At 63.6% G+C, this 21,768-nt stretch carries 19 protein-coding genes; 5 read left to right on the forward strand and 14 right to left on the reverse strand.

The genetic code is table 11. The features are described from left to right. Positions 1-41 precede the first annotated feature (41 nt). Complete coding sequence (gene typA, locus N511_RS0100870) at positions 42-1,862, reverse strand: translational GTPase TypA (protein WP_027677570.1); 1,821 nt, start codon at positions 1,860-1,862, stop codon at positions 42-44. Positions 1,863-2,112: 250 nt separating this feature from the next. Between typA and N511_RS0100875 the strand changes: the two genes are divergently transcribed. The 4 genes from N511_RS0100875 to N511_RS0100890 all read left to right on the forward strand — a co-directional run bounded on the left by N511_RS0100875 (position 2,113) and on the right by N511_RS0100890 (position 7,149). Continuing rightward, entirely contained in the window at positions 2,113-2,634 is a 522-nt protein-coding gene (locus N511_RS0100875) for a MarR family winged helix-turn-helix transcriptional regulator (RefSeq protein ID WP_410482452.1), read from the forward strand. Between the two features lie 69 nt (positions 2,635-2,703). Next, on the forward strand, positions 2,704-4,233 hold the full coding sequence (locus N511_RS0100880; protein WP_027677572.1) for an AdeC/AdeK/OprM family multidrug efflux complex outer membrane factor: 1,530 nt from the start codon (positions 2,704-2,706) through the stop codon (positions 4,231-4,233). Between the two features lie 66 nt (positions 4,234-4,299). Further along, on the forward strand, positions 4,300-5,589 hold the full coding sequence (locus N511_RS0100885) for an HlyD family secretion protein (RefSeq protein ID WP_027677573.1): 1,290 nt from the start codon (positions 4,300-4,302) through the stop codon (positions 5,587-5,589). Between the two features lie 3 nt (positions 5,590-5,592). Beyond that, a complete protein-coding gene (locus N511_RS0100890; protein WP_027677574.1) occupies positions 5,593-7,149 on the forward strand; it encodes a DHA2 family efflux MFS transporter permease subunit in 1,557 nt (518 codons plus the stop codon). Positions 7,150-7,215: 66 nt separating this feature from the next. Here the strand turns inward: N511_RS0100890 and truB are convergent, their stop codons facing one another. The 8 genes from truB to N511_RS0100930 form a co-directional block, all read right to left on the reverse strand. Beyond that, complete coding sequence (gene truB, locus N511_RS0100895) at positions 7,216-8,172, reverse strand: tRNA pseudouridine(55) synthase TruB (RefSeq protein WP_027677575.1); 957 nt, start codon at positions 8,170-8,172, stop codon at positions 7,216-7,218. Between the two features lie 2 nt (positions 8,173-8,174). Next, positions 8,175-8,546 carry a 30S ribosome-binding factor RbfA gene (rbfA, locus tag N511_RS0100900; protein ID WP_004626422.1) on the reverse strand — a complete coding sequence of 124 codons (372 nt, stop codon included), beginning with the start codon at positions 8,544-8,546 and terminating at the stop codon, positions 8,175-8,177. 129 nt (positions 8,547-8,675) lie between these two features. Then, on the reverse strand, positions 8,676-11,570 hold the full coding sequence (gene infB / locus N511_RS0100905) for a translation initiation factor IF-2 (protein WP_027677576.1): 2,895 nt from the start codon (positions 11,568-11,570) through the stop codon (positions 8,676-8,678). Positions 11,571-11,632: 62 nt separating this feature from the next. Next, on the reverse strand, positions 11,633-13,108 hold the full coding sequence (gene nusA / locus N511_RS0100910) for a transcription termination factor NusA (protein ID WP_027677577.1): 1,476 nt from the start codon (positions 13,106-13,108) through the stop codon (positions 11,633-11,635). Beyond that, on the reverse strand, positions 13,105-13,593 hold the full coding sequence (rimP, locus tag N511_RS0100915) for a ribosome maturation factor RimP (RefSeq protein ID WP_027677578.1): 489 nt from the start codon (positions 13,591-13,593) through the stop codon (positions 13,105-13,107). Before rimP ends, nusA begins: the two co-directional genes overlap by 4 nt. Before the next feature lie 207 nt (positions 13,594-13,800). Further along, entirely contained in the window at positions 13,801-15,582 is a 1,782-nt protein-coding gene (locus tag N511_RS0100920; protein WP_027677579.1) for a pseudouridine synthase, read from the reverse strand. Positions 15,583-15,672: 90 nt separating this feature from the next. Further along, positions 15,673-16,515, reverse strand: coding sequence for an SMC-Scp complex subunit ScpB (gene scpB, locus N511_RS0100925; RefSeq protein WP_027677580.1), 843 nt, complete (start codon positions 16,513-16,515; stop codon positions 15,673-15,675). Between the two features lie 486 nt (positions 16,516-17,001). Further along, positions 17,002-17,745, reverse strand: a complete 744-nt coding sequence (locus N511_RS0100930; RefSeq protein ID WP_027677581.1) for a sulfite exporter TauE/SafE family protein — start codon at positions 17,743-17,745, stop codon at positions 17,002-17,004. Positions 17,746-17,924: 179 nt separating this feature from the next. Between N511_RS0100930 and fnr the strand changes: the two genes are divergently transcribed. After that, a complete protein-coding gene (gene fnr / locus N511_RS0100935) occupies positions 17,925-18,653 on the forward strand; it encodes a fumarate/nitrate reduction transcriptional regulator Fnr (RefSeq protein ID WP_081785303.1) in 729 nt (242 codons plus the stop codon). Positions 18,654-18,674: 21 nt separating this feature from the next. Here fnr and N511_RS0100940 read toward each other — a convergent pair whose 3' ends face one another. The 5 genes from N511_RS0100940 to N511_RS0100960 are packed head-to-tail and all read right to left on the reverse strand — an operon-like array spanning position 18,675 to position 21,767. Next, positions 18,675-18,929: a hypothetical protein gene (locus tag N511_RS0100940; RefSeq protein WP_004626404.1), complete on the reverse strand. Its 255-nt coding sequence runs from the start codon at positions 18,927-18,929 to the stop codon at positions 18,675-18,677. Next, entirely contained in the window at positions 18,926-19,153 is a 228-nt protein-coding gene (locus tag N511_RS0100945) for a FixH family protein (RefSeq protein WP_027677583.1), read from the reverse strand. Before N511_RS0100945 ends, N511_RS0100940 begins: the two co-directional genes overlap by 4 nt. Before the next feature lie 35 nt (positions 19,154-19,188). Then, on the reverse strand, positions 19,189-20,652 hold the full coding sequence (gene ccoG / locus N511_RS0100950; protein ID WP_027677584.1) for a cytochrome c oxidase accessory protein CcoG: 1,464 nt from the start codon (positions 20,650-20,652) through the stop codon (positions 19,189-19,191). Then, the gene (gene ccoP / locus N511_RS0100955) at positions 20,649-21,572 is read right to left on the reverse strand and encodes a cytochrome-c oxidase, cbb3-type subunit III (protein ID WP_027677585.1); all 924 of its coding nucleotides are present in this window, start codon (positions 21,570-21,572) and stop codon (positions 20,649-20,651) included. Before ccoP ends, ccoG begins: the two co-directional genes overlap by 4 nt. Before the next feature lie 12 nt (positions 21,573-21,584). Then, positions 21,585-21,767, reverse strand: a complete 183-nt coding sequence (locus N511_RS0100960) for a cbb3-type cytochrome oxidase subunit 3 (RefSeq protein ID WP_027677586.1) — start codon at positions 21,765-21,767, stop codon at positions 21,585-21,587. Between the last annotated feature and the right edge of the window lies 1 nt (position 21,768).

The following is a 21,768-nucleotide window of genomic DNA, read 5'->3' on the forward strand; positions in this document are numbered from 1 at the left end:
CCGAAACCTCGGGGCGTTCTTCTTGGCAGATCGATTGGCGATCAGACCGCTTCTTCACGCGATGCGCGCTTGCGCTCGTGTTCCTTCAGGTGGCGCTTGCGCAGGCGGATGCTCTTCGGCGTGACTTCCACCAGCTCGTCGTCGGCGATGAATTCCACCGCGTATTCCAGCGACATCTGGATGGGCGGCACCAGGCGCACGGCTTCGTCGGTACCCGACGCGCGCACGTTCGTCAGCTGCTTGCCCTTGATCGGGTTGACGACCAGGTCATTGTCGCGGCTGTGGATGCCGATGATCATGCCTTCGTACAGCGCGTCGCCCGGCGACACGAACATGCGGCCGCGGTCCTGCAGCTTCCACAGCGCGTAGGCCACGGCAGCGCCGTCGTCCTGCGAAATCAGCACGCCGTTGTGACGCTCGCCCAGGTCGCCTTCCTTGACCGGGGAGTAGTCGTCGAAGATGTGGCTGATCAGGCCCGTGCCGCGCGTCAGCGTCAGGAATTCACCCTGGAAGCCGATCAGGCCACGGGCGGGAATGCGGTATTCCAGACGCGTACGGCCCTTGCCGTCCGACGCCATGTCGAGCAGTTCGCCCTTGCGGCGGCCAAGCTCTTCCATCACGCCGCCCTGGTGGCTGTCTTCCACGTCCACGGTCAGGCGTTCGAACGGCTCGCACTTCACGCCGTCGATTTCCTTGAACACCACGCGCGGGCGGGACACGGCCAGCTCGTAGCCTTCACGGCGCATGTTTTCCACCAGAATCGTCAGGTGCAGTTCGCCACGGCCCGACACTTCGAAAACCGTGTCGTCGCCGGTGTCCTTCACGCGCAGTGCCACGTTCGACTTCAGCTCACGGTCCAGACGATCGCGCAGCTGGCGGCTCGTCACGAACTTGCCTTCGCGGCCCGCCAGCGGCGAGGTGTTGACGCAGAAGTTCATCGTCAGCGTCGGCTCGTCCACCTTCAGCATCGGCAGCGCGTCCTGGGCGTCCGGCGCACACACCGTGCAGCCGATGCCCAGCTCTTCAATACCGTTGATCAGCACGATGTCGCCGGCTTCCGCTTCCTGCACCAGCTCGCGCTCCAAGCCGCGGAACTTCAGCACTTGGTTGATGCGGCCCTTGATCGGCGCGCCTTCCGGGCCGAACTTGACCACCACGTCCTGCAGCGGACGCACGCGGCCACGCGTGATGCGGCCCACGCCAATCTTGCCGACGTAGCTCGAATAGTCGAGCGAGATGATCTGCAGCTGGAGCGGGCCGTTCGGGTCATCGTCACGCTGCGGCACCTTCTCCAGAATGGTCTCGAACAGCGGCTTCATGTCGCCGCTGCGCACATCGTCGGTCAAGCCGGCGTAGCCGTTCAGGCCCGAGGCGTACACGATGGGGAAGTCGAGCTGCTCGTCAGTGGCGCCCAGCTTGTCGAACAGTTCGAAGGTCTCGTTGATCACCCAGTCCGGACGTGCGCCCGGGCGGTCCACCTTGTTGACCACGACGATCGGCTTCAGGCCCAGGGCCAACGCCTTGCGCGTCACGAAGCGCGTCTGCGGCATCGGACCTTCCTGGGCATCCACCAGCAGCAGCACGCCGTCGACCATCGACAGCACACGCTCCACCTCGCCGCCGAAGTCGGCGTGCCCCGGCGTGTCGACGATGTTGATGTGCGTGCCGTTGTATTCGACCGCGCAGTTCTTGGCCAGGATCGTGATGCCGCGTTCTTTTTCGATGTCGTTCGAATCCATCACGCGCTCGGCGATCTGTTCGTTCTCGCGGAACGTGCCGGCTTGGCGGAGGAGCTGGTCGACCAGTGTGGTTTTGCCGTGGTCAACGTGGGCAATGATTGCGATGTTGCGAAGCGCGCGCATGGGATGTGAACTCGAAAAGACGTGACACGAGCCCGGGACAGCACCCAAATTCAGCTCGCGGAATAACCTGACATTCTAGCATGCTGCGATGCGCAAGAGATGACACTCCTTGACTAAACGATGAAGCAACGTTGCCGCAGCGCTTTATAAGTCACTCATTATTTCCGAAACTGGAATCGCACATTCAGTACCTTGCCGTTTGCTGCGCCAATTCGTATATTTGTCCGGACAATGATTGTGCATACATAAGATGCCCGAACAGACAAGACCCGCCACCGAAGTTGCTGCTGCCGGAACGCTCTTCCGGGTGGAGGACTACCGCATGTGCGAAAGCGTTGGCTACCTCGTTGGGCGCGCCAAGACGGCGCTGTCCATGGCCATCGAGCAAGAAGTTGCCGCGATGGATGTCACGCACTCCCAAGCCAGCTGCCTAGTGCTGCTCGCCAACGGCCGCTGCCAGACCGCCACCGACCTCGGCCGCGAACTGAACACAGACATCGGCTCGCTCACCCGCATGCTCAGCCGCATGGAAAAGCGCGGCCTGATCGAGCGCGTGCGCAGCGAGTCCGACCGCCGCGTCGTGCACTTGGAAGTGACCGAAGCCGGCCGCGATTTGGCCGACCGCATGCCAGCCATCTACACGCACGTGCTGAACCGTTTTTTCGCCGGCTTTACACCGGCTGACGTCGATACGCTGCGCGAGCTTCTCAAGCGCATTCTCAGCAACGGCGCCGCCACGGAAGGCCATCGCGCGCGCCCTGCCGATCACTGACGCCGCTCTGTCCGACATTGCACCTGCCGCCCCGAACGCCCTCCTCGATCGCTTGATACATCAAACAACATGAACGCCTTGAACTCCGCCCCTCAGGCACTTTCGCCCCAAAGCCGCGCAGGCAGCACGCGCGCGCAATGGCCGGCGCGCCTGGGCGTGGCGCTTTCCGCCGTGATGCTGGCTGTGCTGGCCGGCTGTGCCAACCTCGGCAATTCGCACAGCACACAGACACTGACAACGCCGGACCAGTTGGCGAGCGCGCAATCGTTGCCCTCGCAAGGCGGCCAGTGGCCGTCGCAGAGCTGGGTCGACCAGTTCAACGATCCGCAACTGCGCGCGCTGGTGGACGAGGCGATCAAAGACAACCCGAACCTGCAGGTCGCCTTTGCGCGCGTGCGTGCTTCGCGTGCGATGGCCGATGTGGTGCGGGGCAATCTGTATCCAAGCGTCGGGCTCGATGCCGACATGACGCGCCAGCGCCTGTCGGAATACGACATGTTTGAAGGCACGCCGCTGGCTGGCCGCTGGTTCACGGAGTCGAAGATCCAGCTCGGCGTGAGCTACGACCTGGATTTCTGGGGCAAGAATCGCTCCGCGCTGGAAGCCGCGCTGTCTGACGACAAGGCAATGGAAGCGGAAAGCCAGGCTTCGCGGTTGATGCTGTCGACCACGGTAGCACGCACCTACGCCAAGCTGGCCGCGCTCTACGCGCAGCGGGACGTGGCTGAACGTGCGATCGTGCAACGCAAGGATTTGACCAGCCTTGCCGGCCAGCGCCTGCGTGCCGGTCTGGATACGCAAGTCGAAACCACGCAGGCACGCGCCAACGTGGCCGCCGCGCAAACGGAACTTGAGCAGGTCGACGAGCAGATCACGCTCGCCCGCAACCAGCTCGCCGCACTGCTGGGCAAGGGCCCGGACCGCGGTTTGGCGATTGCACGCCCCACGCTGCTTGCACAAGCCACGCCCAAGCTGCCGAACAACCTCACCATCGATTTGATTGGCCGTCGCCCGGACCTCGTGGCCGCGCGCTGGCGTGTGGAAGCAGCATCGAAGGACATCGACGTGGCCAAGGCGCAGTTCCTGCCGGACATCAGCCTGACTGCATTCCTGGGGCTCGCTTCGATTGCGCCGGAAAACCTGCTGCTGGGCGCATCGCGTCAGCTCGGTATCGGCCCGGCGCTGAAGCTGCCGATCTTCCAGGGCGGCAAGCTGCGCGCCAATCTGCGCGGCAAGTACGCCAACTATGACGCCGCTGTCGCCAGCTACAACCAGACGCTGACCGAAGCGCTGCACGACACCGCTGACCAGATCACCGCGCTGCATAGCATCGACGCGCAGATCGCGATCCAGCGTACGGCCCTGAGCGAGGCCGAGCGCGCCTACAGCCTGGCCCGTACGCGCTACAGCGCTGGCCTCGGCACCCAACTGGTCGTGCTGAATGCCGAGACGACGGTGCTGCAGCAACGCAAGCTCGCGACCGACCTGCAGGCACGCCGTCTCGACGCGCAGATGGCCCTCATCAAGGCCCTCGGCGGCGGCTATACGGCTGAAGACCTGCCGGGCGCCAAGCCCGATGCTGCCGCGTCGCATGGCTGACCTGCACTGAATTGAACCGAACTGAACTGAACCGACCGTTCCAACGCATTCTTTCGAGCCAACATCATGAGTGACAACAAGCCCCAAGCCGCACCGTCCGCTGCCCCCGTCCCCGCAGCCCCCGCGGCAACGCCCCCCGGCAACGGCAATGCCAACGGAAAGCGCAAGCGCATGCTGACCACGCTGGCCGCCGCACTGGTGGTTGCCGGCGTCGGCTACGGCCTCTACTGGGGCCTGTACGGCCGCTGGTTCGAGTCCACCGACGATGCCTACGTGCAAGGCAACGTGGTCCAGGTAACGCCGCAGGTGGCAGGCACCGTGGTGGCCATTCGCGCCGACGACACGCAGCTCGTCACCTCCGGCCAGCCCGTGATCGAACTGGACCGTGCCGATGCACGCGTTGCGCTCGAGCAGGCCGAAGCTGCGCTCGCGCAGACGGTGCGCCAGGTGCGCACGCTGTACTCGAACACCAGCGCGTACACCGCCACGCTGGCCATGCGCGAAAGCGATCTCGCCAAGGCCAAGGACGACCTGGCACGCCGCAAGCAGATCGCCGGTACGGGCGCTGTGTCGCAAGAAGAAATCTCGCACGCACAGACCGCTGTGCAGGCTGCGCAGTCCGCACTGGAAGCCGCCAAGGAGCAGCTGCAGGGCAACCGCGTGCTGACCGAACAGACCACGCTGGAGCGTCACCCGAACGTGTTGCAAGCCGCAGCCAAGGTCCGCGAGGCTTACCTCGCCTATGCGCGTACGAGCCTGCCGGCTTCGGTGACGGGCTATGTGGCCAAGCGTTCGGTGCAGGTCGGCCAGCGCGTCGCCCCGGGCACGCCGCTGATGGCGATCGTGCCGCTGGACCAGCTCTGGGTGGACGCCAACTTCAAGGAAGTGCAAGTGCGCCACATGCGCGTCGGCCAGCCGGTTGAACTGGTGGCTGACGTGTATGGCAGCAGCGTGACGTACCACGGCAAGGTGGTCGGTTTCTCGGCGGGTACGGGCTCGGCGTTTTCGCTGCTGCCGGCACAGAACGCTACCGGCAACTGGATCAAGGTGGTGCAACGCCTGCCGGTGCGCGTGTCGCTCGACCCGAAGGAGCTGAAGGACCATCCGCTGCGCGTGGGTCTGTCGATGGAAGCGAAGGTCGACATCCATGATGAAGGCGGCCAGAGCCTGGCGACTACACCGGTTGCATCGCCGTTGCAAACGACCGTCTACGACCAGGCCGGCAAGGACGCCGATCAGGTCATCGCAAGCATCATCAGCGCCAACGCTGGTCGCGGCGGTGCAACCGCGCCGGCTGCTTCCAACGTGCCGGCCGTATCGGCTCCGCGCACTTCGCAACCCGCACCCAAGGTCTGACGCATGGCAACCGCCGCGCCCAAGCCGCTACCGCCACTGACCGGCGCCAAACTGGCGATCGGCACAGTTGCGCTCTCGCTGGCCACCTTCATGAACGTGCTGGATTCGTCCATCGCCAACGTGTCGATCCCGGCAATTTCGGGCGACCTGGGCGTGGCCCCGAACCAGGGCACGTGGGTCATCACCTCGTTTGCGGTGGCCAATGCCATTTCGGTGCCGCTCACGGGGTGGCTGACGCAGCGTTTCGGGCAGGTGCGCCTGTTCGTAACCTCCATCATCCTGTTCGTGCTGGCATCGTGGGCGTGCGGCCTGGCGCCCAACATGGGCACGTTGATCACCGCGCGGATCATCCAGGGTGCGGTCGCGGGCCCGATGATCCCGCTGTCGCAATCGCTGCTGCTCTCGACCTATCCGCCAGCCAAGAGTTCGATGGCGCTCGCACTGTGGGGGATGACGACGCTGGTGGCGCCGGTGATGGGGCCGATTCTGGGTGGCTGGATCTCGGACAACATGACGTGGCCGTGGATCTTCTACATCAACATCCCGGTGGGCATTCTGGCGGCGTATGCAACGTGGGTCATCTACAAGGACCGTGAATCGCAAACACGTTCGCTGCCGATCGACAAGGTCGGGCTGGCGCTGCTCGTCATCTGGGTGGGCTCGTTGCAGTTGATGCTGGATCGCGGCAAAGAACTCGACTGGTTCAACTCGACCGAGATCATTGTGCTGACCGTCGTCGCCGTCGTGGGCTTCGCCTTCTTCCTGATCTGGGAGTTGACCGAAGACCACCCGGTGGTGGATTTGACCTTGTTCAAGGGCCGCAACTTCAGCGCCGGGGTGGTCGCCATCTCGGTGGCGTACGGGCTGTTCTTCGGCAACCTGGTGATCCTGCCGCTGTGGCTGCAGACCATCGTCGGCTACACCGCCACCGATGCTGGCCTGATCATGGCGCCGGTGGGCATCTTCGCCATCATCCTGTCGCCCGTCATCGGCAAGAACCTGCCGAAGATGGACGCGCGCTGGGTGGCCACAACAGCGTTCCTGACATTCGCGCTGGTGTTCTGGATGCGCTCGCACTTCACCACGCAGATCGATACGTGGACACTGCTGATCCCGACGCTCATTCAGGGCGCAGCGATGGCGATGTTCTTCATCCCGCTCACGTCGATCATCCTGTCGGGTCTGGCGCCAGAGCGGATTCCGGCGGCCTCGGGCCTGTCGAACTTCGTGCGGATCATGTTCGGCGGTATCGGTGCATCGATCTCGACCACGATCTGGGACAACCGCTCTGCCCTGCACCACGCCCAGCTGGTCGAGCATGCGAACGCGTACAACCCCGCCTACACGTCGTCGATCAACCAGTACACGCAACTTGGCATGCCTAACCTGCAGGCCAACGGCGCCATCGAACGTGTGATCTCGCAGCAAGCCGCCATGCTGGGGGCCAACGATATCTTCTGGATTTCGGCGGTGCTGTTTATCGTGCTGATCGTCTTCATCTGGTTGACCAAACCAGCGAAGTCGGCAGGCGGTGCGGAAGCGGCTGCGGGGGCACACTGAGCAGACATCCCGCAAACAAAAAAGCCACGCGTCGCTGCGTGGCTTTTTTGTTGCGGGTCGAGCGGCTTAAAGATGCACGAGCCGCTCCGGCCGGAGCACACCGCCCTGCCAGGCAGCCACCCCGAGCAGCGACGCAGTGGCCTCCGCTGCGATCGCGTCGCGCACCCCGTAGACGCGCACTTGGTCCGCATTCGGCAACGCCAATCGCAATGGCAGGCGCTGACCATGCAGGAAGCGACGGCTCTCTTCCGCATCCAGCTCCACGCGCGGCAGCGTCTGCAGCAGCGCATCAACCGGCGCCAGCAATTCGGTGCGGGCATCTTCAGCGGCAGCGTCCAACGCTTCGAGCGTGACAGCACCGCTCAGCGTCAGGTTGCCCACCTGCGTGCGACGCAGCGCAACCAGATGTCCGCCGCAACCCAGCGCCTCGCCAATGTCTTCACCCAACGTGCGGATGTAGGTCCCCTTGCTGCAGGACACACGCAACGTAATCGTCGGCTCAGCCGACTCCAGATCCGTCCCCAACACGTCAATCGAGTGGATCGTGACCCGCCGCGCAGCACGTTCCACGGTCTGCCCCGCGCGCGCGTATTCGTACAACGGCTTGCCGTCCTTCTTCAACGCAGAGTGCATCGGCGGCACCTGATCGATCTCGCCGACAAAGCGCGCGATGACGGCCTGCAGTTGCTCCGGCGTGACGGATACCGGGCGCTCACTCAGCACCTCGCCTTCCGCATCCGCAGTACTCGTCTTGATACCAAGGCGCACGATGGTCTCGTACGTCTTGTCCGCATCAAGCAAGTCCTGGGAGAACTTGGTCGCCTCACCAAAGCACAGCGGCAGCAATCCCGTGGCAAGCGGATCTAGCGTACCGGTATGCCCCGCCTTCTTGGCCCACAGCAGGCGCTTGACGCGGATCAGCGCATCGTTGCTCGACCAGCCGATCGGCTTGTCCAGCAGCAACACACCGTGCACCTCGCGACGCGGCGGCTTCTGTGGCTTGGGCGCATGTTGCTCAGCCATCTTCAGTCGTCTTTGGCGCGCGTGGCGTTGGCCTCGTCGATCAGTCGCGACATCTCGATACCGCGCTCGACCGAACCGTCAAAGTGGAAATGCAATGTCGGCACCGTGTGGATGTGCAGGCGCTTGAACAACAGCGAATGCAGGTAGCCCGCCTTCTCGTTCAGGATGGCGCCGGCAACCTCCGGCTCTGCACCCAGCACCGTGAAGTAGATCTTGGCGTGCGCGTAGTCAGGCGTGAGCGTGACGGATTGCAGCGTCACCAGACCCATTGCCGGGTTCTTGATTTCGCGCTGGATCAATTCGGCCAGATCACGCTGGATCTGATCGGCGATGCGCACATTGCGGCCAGCGGCCGATCCCGATTTCTTCGGCATAGTGTGTTTCCTCACGTGGCCGCCGCCAGCACGCGCCGACGCAGCCCAAAAAGACAAAACGGTGGCGCGGGACGCGCCCGGGCCACCGTCGCAAAATCGAGCCGGACACCGCAGCGTCCGGCCAACGTATTACAGCGTACGCGCCACCTCAGTGATCTCGTAGATCTCGAGTTGGTCGCCTTCCTGAACGTCGTTGAAGTTCTTGATCGACAGGCCGCATTCGAAGCCTTGCTTCACTTCCTTCACATCGTCCTTGAAGCGCTTGAGCGAATCGAGTTCGCCCGAGAAGATGACCACATTCGCACGCAGCACCCGCACCAGCGAATTGCGCTTGACGAAGCCGTCCAGCACCATACAGCCGGCCACCGCGCCAACCTTCGGCACGTGGAAGACCTGACGCACCTCGACCAGACCAGTCGTCTCTTCGCGCTTTTCCGGCGACAGCATGCCGGACATTGCCGCCTTCACCTCATCCACAGCGTCATAGATGATGTTGTAGTAGCGAATGTCGATGCCCTGATGCTCGGCCAGCTTGCGTGCGCCCGCATCGGCCCGCGTGTTGAAGCCGATGATGACGGCCTTCGACGCGGTTGCCAGGTTGACGTCCGACTCGGTGATACCACCCACGGCGGCGTGCACGACCTGCACACGCACTTCGTCGGTCGACAACTTCTGCAGCGAGTGCACCAGTGCTTCCTGCGAACCCTGCACGTCGGCCTTGATGATCAGCGGCAGCGACTTCACGTCGCCTTCGCTCATCTGCTCCAGCATGTTTTCCAGCTTCGCAGCCTGCTGGCGCGCCAGCTTCACATCGCGGAACTTGCCTTGGCGGAACAGCGCGATTTCGCGTGCCTTGCGTTCGTCCGGCAGCACCAGCACTTCTTCGCCGGCGCCCGGCACTTCCGACAGACCCTGGATTTCCACCGGAATCGACGGACCGGCTTCTTTCGCCGGCTTGCCGTTTTCGTCCAGCATGGCACGCACGCGGCCGTAGGCCGTGCCCGCGAGCACCACGTCGCCGCGCTTGAGCGTACCGCTCTGCACCAGCACCGTAGCGATCGGGCCCTTGCCCTTGTCCAGCTGCGCTTCCACCACCAGCCCCTTGGCCGGCGCGTTGATCGGCGCCTTCAGTTCCAGCACTTCGGCTTGCAGCAGCACGTTTTCCAGCAGGCTGTCGATGCCTTCGCCAGTCTTGGCGGACACCGGCACGAACGGCACATCGCCGCCGTACTCTTCCGGAATCACGCTCTCAGCCACCAGTTCCTGCTTGACGCGATCGGGGTTGGCTTCGGGCTTGTCGACCTTGGTGATCGCCACCACGATGGGCACCTCGGCCGCCTTCGCGTGCGCGATGGCTTCCTTCGTCTGCGGCATGACGCCGTCGTCGGCCGCCACCACCAGGATCACGATGTCGGTTGCCTTGGCACCGCGTGCACGCATGGCCGTAAAGGCCTCGTGACCCGGGGTGTCCAGGAACGTAATGACGCCGCGATCGGTTTCGACGTGATACGCGCCGATGTGCTGCGTGATGCCGCCGGCTTCGCCCGCCGCGACCTTCGCACGACGGATGTAATCCAGCAGCGAGGTCTTGCCGTGGTCGACGTGACCCATCACGGTCACGACCGGCGGACGGGTTTCTGCCTCGGCATTGGTCGGCTCTTCCACGCCTCCAATCAGCAGCGCTTCCGGATCGTCCAGCTTGGCCGCGACCGCCTGGTGGCCCATTTCTTCGACCACGATCATCGCGGTCTCTTGGTCCAGCACCTGGTTGATCGTGACCATCTGGCCGAGCTTCATCATCTGCTTGATGACTTCGGCGGCCTTGACGGACATCTTGTGCGCCAGATCGGCAACGGAGATGGTTTCCGGCACGTGCACTTCACGCACGACCGGCTCGGTCGGTGCCTGGAATGCATTGCGGTTGTCGTCGCCATGACGGTTACGCCCGCCCTTGGAGCCAGAGCGCCAGCCATCGGCACCACCGCCGGTGTCGCCGCGCGTCTTCAGGCCGCCACGCTTGCCGGTACGGTTGTCATCTTGCCAACCGGACTTGCCACGACCGCCCTTCTTGTCACCCGACGGCGAGCTAGGTGCAGCCGCAGCAGGTGCCGGGGCAGCCGGCTTCTTGGCAGCCGCAGCCGGGCGTGCTTCGCCAGCCGGCTTGACCGGCTTGTGCAGCGTGCCCGATTGCTCGGCCTTCTTGACCTCTTCAGCCTTACGCTCGGCCGGCGTCTTCAACACGCGGGCCGGGGCGCTCATCATCTCGCGGATAGCGCGGGCTTCGGCTTCGGCAGCTTCGCGGCGCTTACGTGCAGCGTCTTCCTCGGCCTTGATCTTGTCCGCAGCAACGCGCGCTTCGTCGGCGGCCTTCTGTGCGGCCTCACGCTCGCTTGCCAGACGCGCGGCGTCCTCCTCGGCCTTGCGGCGCGGGGCTTCGTCCGACGCTTCAGCGGCTGCGCGGGCGGCAACGGCTTCCTCTTCCGCCTTCTTGGCGGCGAGTTCAGCCTGACGCTTCTGCTCGGCTTCGGCGGCTTCCTGGCGGGCGCGGCGCTCGGCTTCCTCGCGCTCCATCGCTTCCTGACGCGCCTTCAGCTCGGCTTCCTGACGGGCCAGCAATTCGGCCTGGCGGCGTTGTTCTTCCTCGCGACGCGCGATTTCCTCGGCATCGACCACCGGTGCGGCCTCTGCGGCTTCCGATTCAGCCTGTGCGGCATTCGGCTCATCACGCTTGACCAGCACGCGCTTCTTCTTGACTTCCACTTGCACGGTGCGCGTCTTGCCGGTGGCGTCCGCCTGGCGGATTTCGCTGGTTTCGCGCTTGGTGATCGTGATCTTCTTGCGCGCGCCATCCTCGGCGCTGCCGTGTGCTCGCTTGAGATAGTCGAGCAGACGGGTCTTGTCCGATTCGGTGATGACGTCTTCCGGCGTCGCCTTTTGCACGCCCGCGGCCTGCAATTGTTCCAGCAGCGCCGATGCGCTACGGTTCAATTCGCCAGCGAGTTGGGCAACTGTTGTGCTTGCCATTCAAACCCTTTCGATGCTTGGTTTCAGTGAGGATTGCGATAAACGATCAACGCTTATGCGACTCACGAAAACCAGTGTTCACGCGCCTTCATGATCAGCGCCTTGGCTTGTTCTTCGTCGACGCCGGTCATCTCGACCAATTCGTCCACGGCCAGCTCGGCCAAGTCGTCACGCGTCTGGATGTTCCCCTCGGCCAGCTTGCCGATCAGCTCCGGGGTCAGCCCCTCGAGGTCGCGCAGGTCTTGCGACACCTTCTCGACCTTTTCTTCCTTCGCCAGCTCCATCGTCAACAGCACGTCGCGAGCGCGGTTGCGCAGCTCGTTGACGGTGTCTTCGTCGAACGCTTCGATTTCCAGCATTTCCTGCAGCGGCACGTAGGCCACTTCCTCGAGCGAGCTGAAGCCCTCTTCGATCAGGATGTCAGCAACCTCTTCGTCCACGTCCAGCTTCGCCATGAACAACTGACGAACGACGGAGCTTTCTTCAGCCTGCTTCTGCGCAGATTCAGCCGGCGTCATGATGTTGATCTGCCAGCCGGTCAATTCCGACGCCAGGCGAACGTTCTGGCCGCTACGGCCGATGGCCACGGCGAGGTTCTCCTCGTCGACCACCACGTCCATGCTGTGCTTTTCCTCGTCCACGACGATGGACTGCACTTGCGCCGGCGCCAGCGCGCCGATCACGAACTGCGCCGGGTCTTCCGACCACAGCACGATGTCCACAGCTTCGCCGCCGACTTCGTTACGCACCGCGGTCACACGCGTGCCGCGCACACCGACGCAGGTACCGATCGGATCAATGCGCTTGTCGTGTGCAACGACCGCGATTTTCGCACGCACGCCCGGATCGCGCGCGGCGGCCTTGATCTCCAGGAGGCCCTGTTCCATTTCCGGCACTTCGTTTTCGAAGAGCTTGATCAGGAACTCGGGGCACGTGCGGGACAGCTCGATCTGCGGGCCGCGTGCGGTGCGGTCGACATTCAGGATATATGCGCGGACGCGGTCGCCCGTGCGCAGGTTTTCCTTCGGGATCATCTGGTCGCGGGCCAGCAGCGCCTCGACGCGGCCGGTTTCAACGATCAGGCCCTTCTTGTCGGCGCGCTTGATCGTGCCGGTCATGACCTTTTCGCCACGATCCAGGTAGTCGTTCAGGATCTGCTCGCGCTCGGCATCGCGGATACGCTGCAGGATCACCTGCTTGGCAGCCTGCGCCCCGATACGGCCGAACTCGACCGATTCGATCTGCTCTTCGACGAAATCGTCGACGTCGAGGTCAGGGTTCTGCTCCTTGGCTTCGAACAGCAGAATCTGCTTGTCCGGCTCCTGCAGGCCTGCATCGTCGGGAACGACGAGCCAGCGACGGAAGGTTTCGTGTTCGCCCGACTCACGGTCGATCGCCACGCGCACATCCACGTCTTCTTCAAAGCGCTTCTTGGTCGCCGAAGCCAGTGCAGCTTCCAGCGCCCCGAACACCACATCCTTGTCGACGTTTTTTTCGCGCGCAAGCGCATCGACGAGCAACAGAACTTCGCGGCTCATTGCTTGTTCCCTTTGTTTCGATTTCCTTTGAAGTCCAGCACGGGCACCAGCCGGGCGCGGTCGAGTTCCGACAGCGTGAATTCCAGCAGCGCGGGGCCTTCCGGGCCCTCAAACTCAAGGCCGATGCGTTCCTGGCCTGGCTCGCCCGTCGGAGCCTGAATGATTCCCGTGAAATTCTTTTGCCCGCCCACTGGCAAGCGCAGCGTCACCTTGGCCTCAAGGCCGGCGAAGCGGGTGAAGTCGGCCAGCGTGCGCAGCGGGCGGTCCAGCCCCGGCGACGACACTTCCAGCCGTTCGTAGTTGACGTTTTCAACTTCGAACACACGCGTGAGCTGATGACTCACTTTTTCGCAATCTTCAATGACGATGCCGTTCTCTGCCTGATCGATATACACGCGCAGCAGCCCGGCGGGCGCGCGCTCCACTTCCACCAGCTCGTAACCCATGGCGGCGAGGGTTTTCTCAATCAGATCAGTCAGATGCACGTTTTTCCTGAAGAATTTCCCGGTATGGCCAACCTGCCGAAGCAAAAAAAAATGGGCGCAACGCCCATATCATTCGCCCATCTTCTACAGGATGACTTTTGATTAGACTCACATTGTAATACGTCTCGAGGCAAAACGCAAAAATTGCCCAGAAGTCGCCACAAAACGGGGCGCTGCGACGGATGCCGCACACAACGCCCGCATTTCTTAGCGCTTACCGCCTCGCTTGCTACCGCCGCGCGGCGCCTTATTGCCATTCGGCATGCCACCGCCGCCCTTTCCAGGGCGTTTGTTACCCGGCGTGCGATTGCCGTCTCGCATCCCACCGCCGGCAGCGCCTCCACGGCCATTCGGACGCTCGCCCATGCGGGTGCGCGCCGTCAGCGTGGTCGGGCCACCCACATTGATGTAACCCATGGAGGTTTGCATCGGATCGGGCTGGCGCGGGCTCGACGGACGGCGCTGCGCGGGTTGCGCGCGATTCCCGTTCTCGATGCCCATACCGCGCGACTGGAAGTTCGCTTCCCCGGCAAAACCGGACGACATCGGCCCCATCAGCACCGGCGCGGGCCCACGGCGACGGTTGCCCTGGCGATCTTGTCCACCGCCAGAACTCGCCGTCGGCACCTTCATGCCCAGCGTGCCCATCAGCGTACGCACATCCTCTGCTGACACCTCCTGCCAGCGGCCGCGCTTGAGGCCGCGCGGCAGCACGAAGCTGCCATAGCGCGTACGGATCAGGCGTGACACGGTCAGATTGACCGCCTCGAACATACGTCGGACTTCACGGTTCCGGCCTTCGGTCAGAGCGACGTGGTACCAGTGGTTGACACCCTCGCCGCCGCCGTCGACGCAGCGCAGGAAGTTCGCTTCGCCGTCCTGGAGCGGGATCCCGTGCAGCAGCTTCTGGCGGTCGGTCTCAGTCAATTCGCCGAGCGTACGCACCGCATATTCACGTTCAACGCCATAGCGCGGGTGCATGAAACGGTTGGCGATGTCGCCGGAGGTCGTGAAGATCAGCAGGCCCTCGGTGTTGAAGTCGAGGCGACCCACGGCGACCCACTTGCCAGTCTTCATGCGCGGCAATGCATCGAACACGGTCGGACGGCCTTCCGGATCGGACTGGCTGACGATTTCACCGGCCGGCTTGTGATACAGCAGCACGCGCGGCGGTTTGTTCGGCAGCTTGCGCTGGATGAGCTTGCCATTCACACGCACCTGGTCGGTCGCGAGAATGCGTTGGCCGATGTGGGCCGGCAGACCATTCACGGAGACGCGACCCTGCAGGATCAGATCTTCCATGTCGCGGCGCGAACCCAGCCCAGCATCAGCCAGGATCTTGTGCAGCTTGGGCGCGTCATCATCGGAAGTCAGTTCGCGCGTCTTGGGAGGCTGCGATGCGCCGCCGGTGTCGGCCTCCGAGTCATACGCACCGGAAATCACGTATTGGAAGACGTCTTCGGAGCCCTTGCCGCCCTTTGGCCCCTTGCCGCCGCGATTCTGGTTCTGGCCGCCCGCCTTGCCTTGCGGTTTGCCGTTGCGGTTCTGCTGCTTGCCACGACCGCCCGCGTTCTTGCCAGCTGCGCCTTCCGTGCGCTCGCTGCGCTCCGCGCGTTCTGCCGGCTGGCCTTCGCCCTGGCGACGGCGGTTCTTGCCGAAACGGCCGCGCGGGCCACGTCGCTCGCCCTGCCCTTCGGCGGGCGCTTGTTCCGTCGGCGCAGCGCCCTCTGCGGCAACGACCGCCGGCTCACCGGCTACCTCTTTCGGCTTGCGTGCCCGGGGGGCGCGGCTCTTGCGCGGTTGCGCAGCTTGGCCGGCGTCTGCGGCACCCGCCTCAGCCACTTCGCCTTCGGGGCGACCATCCTGCTGCTGGCGGCGGGAGGCCACGAGGTTGCGCAAGCCGCGGCGCAATCCCTTGCGACGAGGCGCGGCCTCAGTCCCGTCACCGCCGTCTTGTCGCGGCGGCTGAGCGTCGGCGTCGGCCGGCATACGTGTATCCATGGAATCTGGCTGAGTGCTCACAACGTCTTTCAAATCTAGGGGTTCAAACCATGCGCCGACTGCGCGGCGGACATGGTGTTACGAATGTTCATTGGCCGGAGCCACGGGTGGCTCGGCCGGTGTTTTGTGTTCGTCTTCGGACGCGACCTCGGTCGCACTCACCGCCTGCGATTCGGCCTCCAGAGACGGTTCCTGGCCCGCAACCACCTCAGACTGCGCCGGCGTTTCAGCAACCACCTCGACAGGTGCCTCGGCCACCGCCAATTCCGGGGTTTCCACCACCGAAACGTCTGCGCCTTCAGCACCTTCCGGCGCGTCGTTGACCATCGCCGTCAACTCTTCCACTGCAATTGCGCCGCCCTCGAATTCGATGGCGCCCTGCTCGAGCAGGCTTGCCTGCGCCTGGGCGCGGGCATCTTCCAGCGGCGGCAGCTCGTCCAGCGAGCGCAGGCCGAGGTCGTCGAGAAACTGCTTGGTCGTCGCATACAGCGCCGGACGGCCCGGCACGTCGCGATGACCGATGACCTCGATCCAGCCGCGGTCTTCAATCTGCTTGATGACCTGCGTGTTGACCGTCACGCCGCGAATGTCTTCGATATCGCCGCGCGTCACCGGCTGGCGATAGGCGATGATCGCCAGCGTTTCCATCACGGCGCGCGAGTACTTGGGCGGCTTTTCCGGATGCAGGCGGTCGAGATACACACGCATCTCGGGGCGGCTCTGCAAACGCCAGCCGGAGGCCAGCGCAACCAGTTCGACACCGCGATTGAGCCAGTCCTGGCGCAGCTCTTCGAGCAGCACACGGATGGTGTCTGCGGAAACATCTTCGTCGAACAGCTTGCGCAAGTCATTGACTCGCAACGGGTCCTGCGCGCAGATCAGCGCGGTCTCGAGGACGATCTTCGCCTCTTGGGTATTCATCGGGTTGAGCGGCTCGTCATTGCTCGCGCGCGGCAAGTCGCCGTCACGCTTGAGGTTTGTCGTCCCACCGCGAAGCACGCGGCATTTCTGAATGCTGTTGCCCGCCCGGGCCTGGCGCGCGAAGGCCAATTATTCAATTGGGCCCTGCACCGAAACGCAGTGGCTATGCCCGCAAAGTAGGGCCGGAGGAGCGAGTTGATCCGGTGCCGGTCAGGCACCACAAGGGCAATTTCTTCCGCCGCCATGGGGACGGATACTGCGCCGGACGACTGTCAACGAAGAATGGCAGCCCGCCCGAATCGACTGTCCAGGGTGACTTTACCGCTGGATGGCATCGCTTGGCGCCGCGCTTGGGATTGTTAATGTGCGCGGGTGGCGAATCGAATTGTTGTCGATTGTAGGGCAATTTCCCGCGGCGCCGCAACCGGGAAGATGTCCTAGCCGCCCGTCCCAGGCAGGATGGCGATTTTCGCGTGCTTTAAACACCTACAGCACGAGACAGAAGCCGTGTGCGTTGAGCATCTCCGGCAGCCAGATCGCGTGCGCCAGCCCCCAGATCCCGAACACGGCGATAGCGACGCCCGCCGCGCCGCGCGCCCACCGCTGTCGCGACAGGCCGCGCAGCCAGCCGGCCAAACCGGACATCATCAATAGATTGGGCAGCGTACCGGCACCAAAGGCGAGCATGACGACAGCCCCGGAGGGCCCGTTGCCTGCCAACAACGCCACGGCCAATGCGCCGTAGACCATGCCGCACGGCACCAGGCCCCAGGCCAATCCGGTGATATACCGGCGCAGCAACGGCGGCCGACGTTGCAGCCTGCCGCCCAGCGCGCCCGCCACCCGAGACAGCGCGCCGGCGACGCGACCAAGCAGCCGCTCAATCCACACGCTGCGCCACGTATCGGAGGCGGAACGCACGAGCAGCAGAACCCCGTAGGCAAGTAACAAAGCGCTGGCAAAGGCAAACAAGCCGCGCTGGATCGGTAGCCACTGCTGGCGCCAGATGGTCGCGCCCATCGCTCCCATGATGGCGCCGAGCAACGCATACGTGGTCAGCCGCCCCGCATGCATGACGACCTGCTCGAACCACAACCGGCGACGCGACACAATTCGCACCGACACGGCCCCGCGTTCCGCCGCCAGTGCGATACCGCTGCACATCGCCAGACAATGCACACCGCCGAGCAGTGCAATCAGAAAAACACTCAGAAGCGCCGCGGCACTCATCTTTTTGACGCTCTTTTGATATGGGCTAAGGTTTTCGTTTTGCTGTGGCGAACTCAGCGTAATTGACGCGTTTTGCCGCATCGGAAATGTCCGACGGCAAGGAGGTCGCCGTTATAATAAGTTGAGTTGCACCACAAGAATTACTCATTTCACTTTCTCGAAATCCAGTCGCCCCGCCCGTGCTCACTCGAATCGCACTTACTGACCAAGCCTCGCGCTGCTCCACCTGCGTACTCGGACAAATCTGCCTGCCGGTGGGAATGAACTCCGACGACGTGCGCAAGATGGACGATTTGGTCGGCGAGCGCATCCGCATTAAGAAAGGGCAATCGCTCTATGCTTTGGGCGAGCCGCTTGAAGCGGTGTACGGCATTCGTTTCGGCACGCTCAAAACCCATCTGACGCTTGAAGACGGCCGTCACCAGATCACGGGATTCCACCTGCCAGGAGAAATCGTCGGGCTCGATGGCATTGGCGATATGCGCCATGTGTCGGACGCGACTGCGCTGGAAGATACCGAAGTCTGCGTGGTGCGTTACGACGAGCTGCAACAGCTTTCGCGCCGACTGCCTTCGCTGCAGCATCAGTTCCTGCGCATCATGAGCAAGGAAATCTCGCAGGATCACCTGATGCTGCTCACACTGGGGTCCATGCGCGCAGAAGAACGTCTCGCGGCTTTCCTGCTCAATCTTTCCAAGCGTTCGGCGCAGCGCGGATATTCGTCGACCGAATTCGTACTGCGCATGAGCCGCGAAGAACTGGGCAGCTATCTGGGTCTCAAGCTCGAGACCGTCAGCCGCCTGTTTTCGCGCTTTGCTGAAGCGGGCCTCATTCAGATCCGCCAACGCCACGTCAAGCTGATCGACCTGGCCGGCCTGCGCCAGGTGATGAGCGGTCAGGCCGCCTAAGTTACCGTCCATGGCGCCCGCTCACACGAGCGGGTGTTCGTGCGCTTCCAGTTTGCCGATACCCGGCGATACATAGAGCGTCAGCGCGCTCGACAATCCGCACAGCAACCAGAACACAAAGAACGACACGGTGTAGACCGCCTGGGCCGACACCGTGATCTGCTCGCCGAAAAAACGCAGGTCGGCAGGGTCTACCACAGCGAAGACCACAAGCTCAGCCAGCGCGGCGGACAGAAAAGCCGGCCACAGAATCCACATCAGCAGTCGACGCTTCATCGGGCCTCCGCGGGCATGGCATGCGCGGGCGCAGCAGCCGGCTTCTCGACGACCAAACCGCGCCGCACAACGTTATCGTGAATGACGGCATCCGGATGCGAAGCCGCCAGCCAGATGGTCACGCCACAACCGATGATGGCGACGAACGGTCCGGCCATCAGGAGCCACGGCCAAGGCTCGCGCCACCAGGGGCGTGCGGGTGCTGAAGTTTGCGTTGCGTGCATCGTTGCCTCCTGTTGGAGATGCCGCTCGTGCCACGCTAGCGCGGCACGATGAAGCTTGACGGCTCGCGCAGCACGAGGCTGCCATTGCCGTGATCTGCCTGAATGACGAAATGGATCTTGTGCGAACCAGGCGTTGCGTCGTCAGCGGGTCGACGCACGCGCACCGGCACCAGACGATTGGCGGCAGGCGGCAATTCCAGCGTGGTCGATTCGCCTCGACCGCCTTCCACGTCCAGTTCCGGCATGCCTTCTGCGGTGATGGTCACGCGCATGGGTTGCTCGGACGCGTTCATCAACTGCAGGCGGTAAACGTTCTCGATCTTGCCGCCATCCACTTCGCGCGCAAGTGCACCACGATCGCGGATCACATCCACCTTGAGCGGCTGACGCATCATCAGGGCCACGATGAAGCCAATGATGAGCGCGAGCATGATCGCGCTGTAGATCAGCACGCGCGGGCGCAACAGATGCCGGCGCGCCTCTTTCGGGCTGAGCCGATCGTGCATGGCCCGCTCCGATGTATAGCGGATGAGGCCGCGCGGGTAGCGCATCTTGTCCATGACCTGATCGCAGGCGTCGATGCATGCGCCGCAGCCGATGCATTCGTACTGCAACCCCTGCCGGATGTCGATGCCGGTTGGGCACACCTGCACGCAGATGCTGCAGTCGACGCACGAGCCCAGGCCCTGCGCTTCAAAGTCGGCGTTGCGGGAGCGGCTGCCACGCGGTTCGCCCCGCTGCGTGTCGTACGTGACGACGTAGGTATCGGGGTCGACCATCACGCTCTGGAAACGCGCGTAGGGGCACATGTAGCGACACACCTGCTCGCGCATGAAGCCGGCGTTGCCCCATGTGGCGAAGGCGTAGAACAACATCCAGAACGTTTGCCACGGGCCGAGGGAAAGCGTCCACGTCTCCATACCGAGATCGCGGATTGGCGTGAAGAAGCCGACGAAGGTGAAGCCCGTCCATAGCGCGATAAGAATCCACGCAGAATGCTTTGCGGCCTTCAGGCGAAACTTGCGCAGACTCCAACGCTCACCGTCGAGGCGGATGCGGGCAAAGCGGTCACCTTCGACATGCCGCTCGATCCACATGAAGATCTCGGTGTAGACCGTCTGCGGGCAGGCATAACCGCAAAAGAGCCGCCCTGCCACCGCAGTGAACAGGAACAGCCCCAACGCCGACAGCACCAGCAGCACCGTCAGGTAAATCACGTCCTGCGGCCACAGCACAAGGCCAAACAGGTAGAACTTGCGTGCGCCCAGGTCAAACAGCACGGCTTGGCGACCATTCCACTGCAGCCACGGCAAGCCATAGAAGATGGCCTGGGTGGCCAGCACCAGCCAGACGCGCCAACGCGCAAACGCCCCGGTCACGGCGCGCGGATAGATCTTGCGCCGGACCTCATAAAGCATTTGCTCGGTCGGCGCGTCCTCGGCGCCCGCCGCCGCAGCGGCGGGCGTCATGGGGCGCCAGGCTGGTTCTTTGTCGCTCATTGCGCGTGGCTCGTGTTGCTATTGGAGAGGCCCCAGACATAGGCCGCCAGCATGCGGATCTTCTCCGGCGAGAGCAGGTTTTCGTGTGCCGGCATCGTGTTGTCGCGGCCCTTGAGGATGGTCTCGACGATGGTCGCTTCCGAACTGCCGTACAGCCAGACGCGGTCGGTCAGGTTAGGGGCGCCGAGCGCCTGATTGCCCTTACCGGTTGCCATGTGGCAAGCCGCGCAGACCGACTTGAACGTCGGCTCGCCCCGCGCTGCCTTGATCGGGTCATACGAGAGGCCCGACAGCGAGCGCACGTAGTTCGCCACGTTGACCGCCTGGTTGCCGTCCACCACCGCTGCCAGCGATGGCATGACGCCGTGACGGCCCTTGGTGATCGTGGTCAGGATGGTGTCGGGCTCGCCGCCGTACAGCCAATCGCCGTCGGTCAGATTCGGAAAGCCCTTCGAGCCGCCGGCATCCGAGCCATGGCACTGCGCACAATTGTTCAGAAACAGGCGCTGGCCAATCTCATGGGCCTGCGGGTCCGCGGCGATCTGCTTGATGTCCATGCCGGCATAGCGCTCGTAGAGCGGGCGGACCTGCGCATCGGCGACCGCACGCTGCGAGGCCAGCTCGCCGCGTGTGGAGAAACCCAGCACACCGCCATATGCGCCCAAGCCTGGGTACAGGATCAGGTATCCCAACGCAAAGATGCACGACAGCAAGAACATCCACATCCACCAGCGCGGCAGCGGATTGTTCAGTTCGCGCAGATCGCCATCCCAAACGTGGCCGGTATCTTCACCGGCGCTCTGTCCGGGTGCCACTTGAATACGCCGCTGGGAGAACAGCAGCCAGATGCACCACACGATGCCGACCAGGGCGATCGCTGCGATGTAATACCCCCAGAACTCCGAAATGAAGTCGCTCATGATTCTGTGTCCTTATTGATGCGGGCGCGACGCGTCTGCGCGCGCACCGGCGACCTCGGCCTCATCGGGCAGCAGGAACGGCAGCATGGCCGATTCCGCATTGGCGGCGCGACGATGCGCGGAGAATGCCCACCACGTGATGCCGACGAACAGCACGAGGAAGACGGCAGTCGCAATTGCACTCAGCATGGCCATG

Source organism: Ralstonia sp. UNC404CL21Col (assembly GCF_000620465.1).
Taxonomy (GTDB): domain Bacteria; phylum Pseudomonadota; class Gammaproteobacteria; order Burkholderiales; family Burkholderiaceae; genus Ralstonia; species Ralstonia flatus.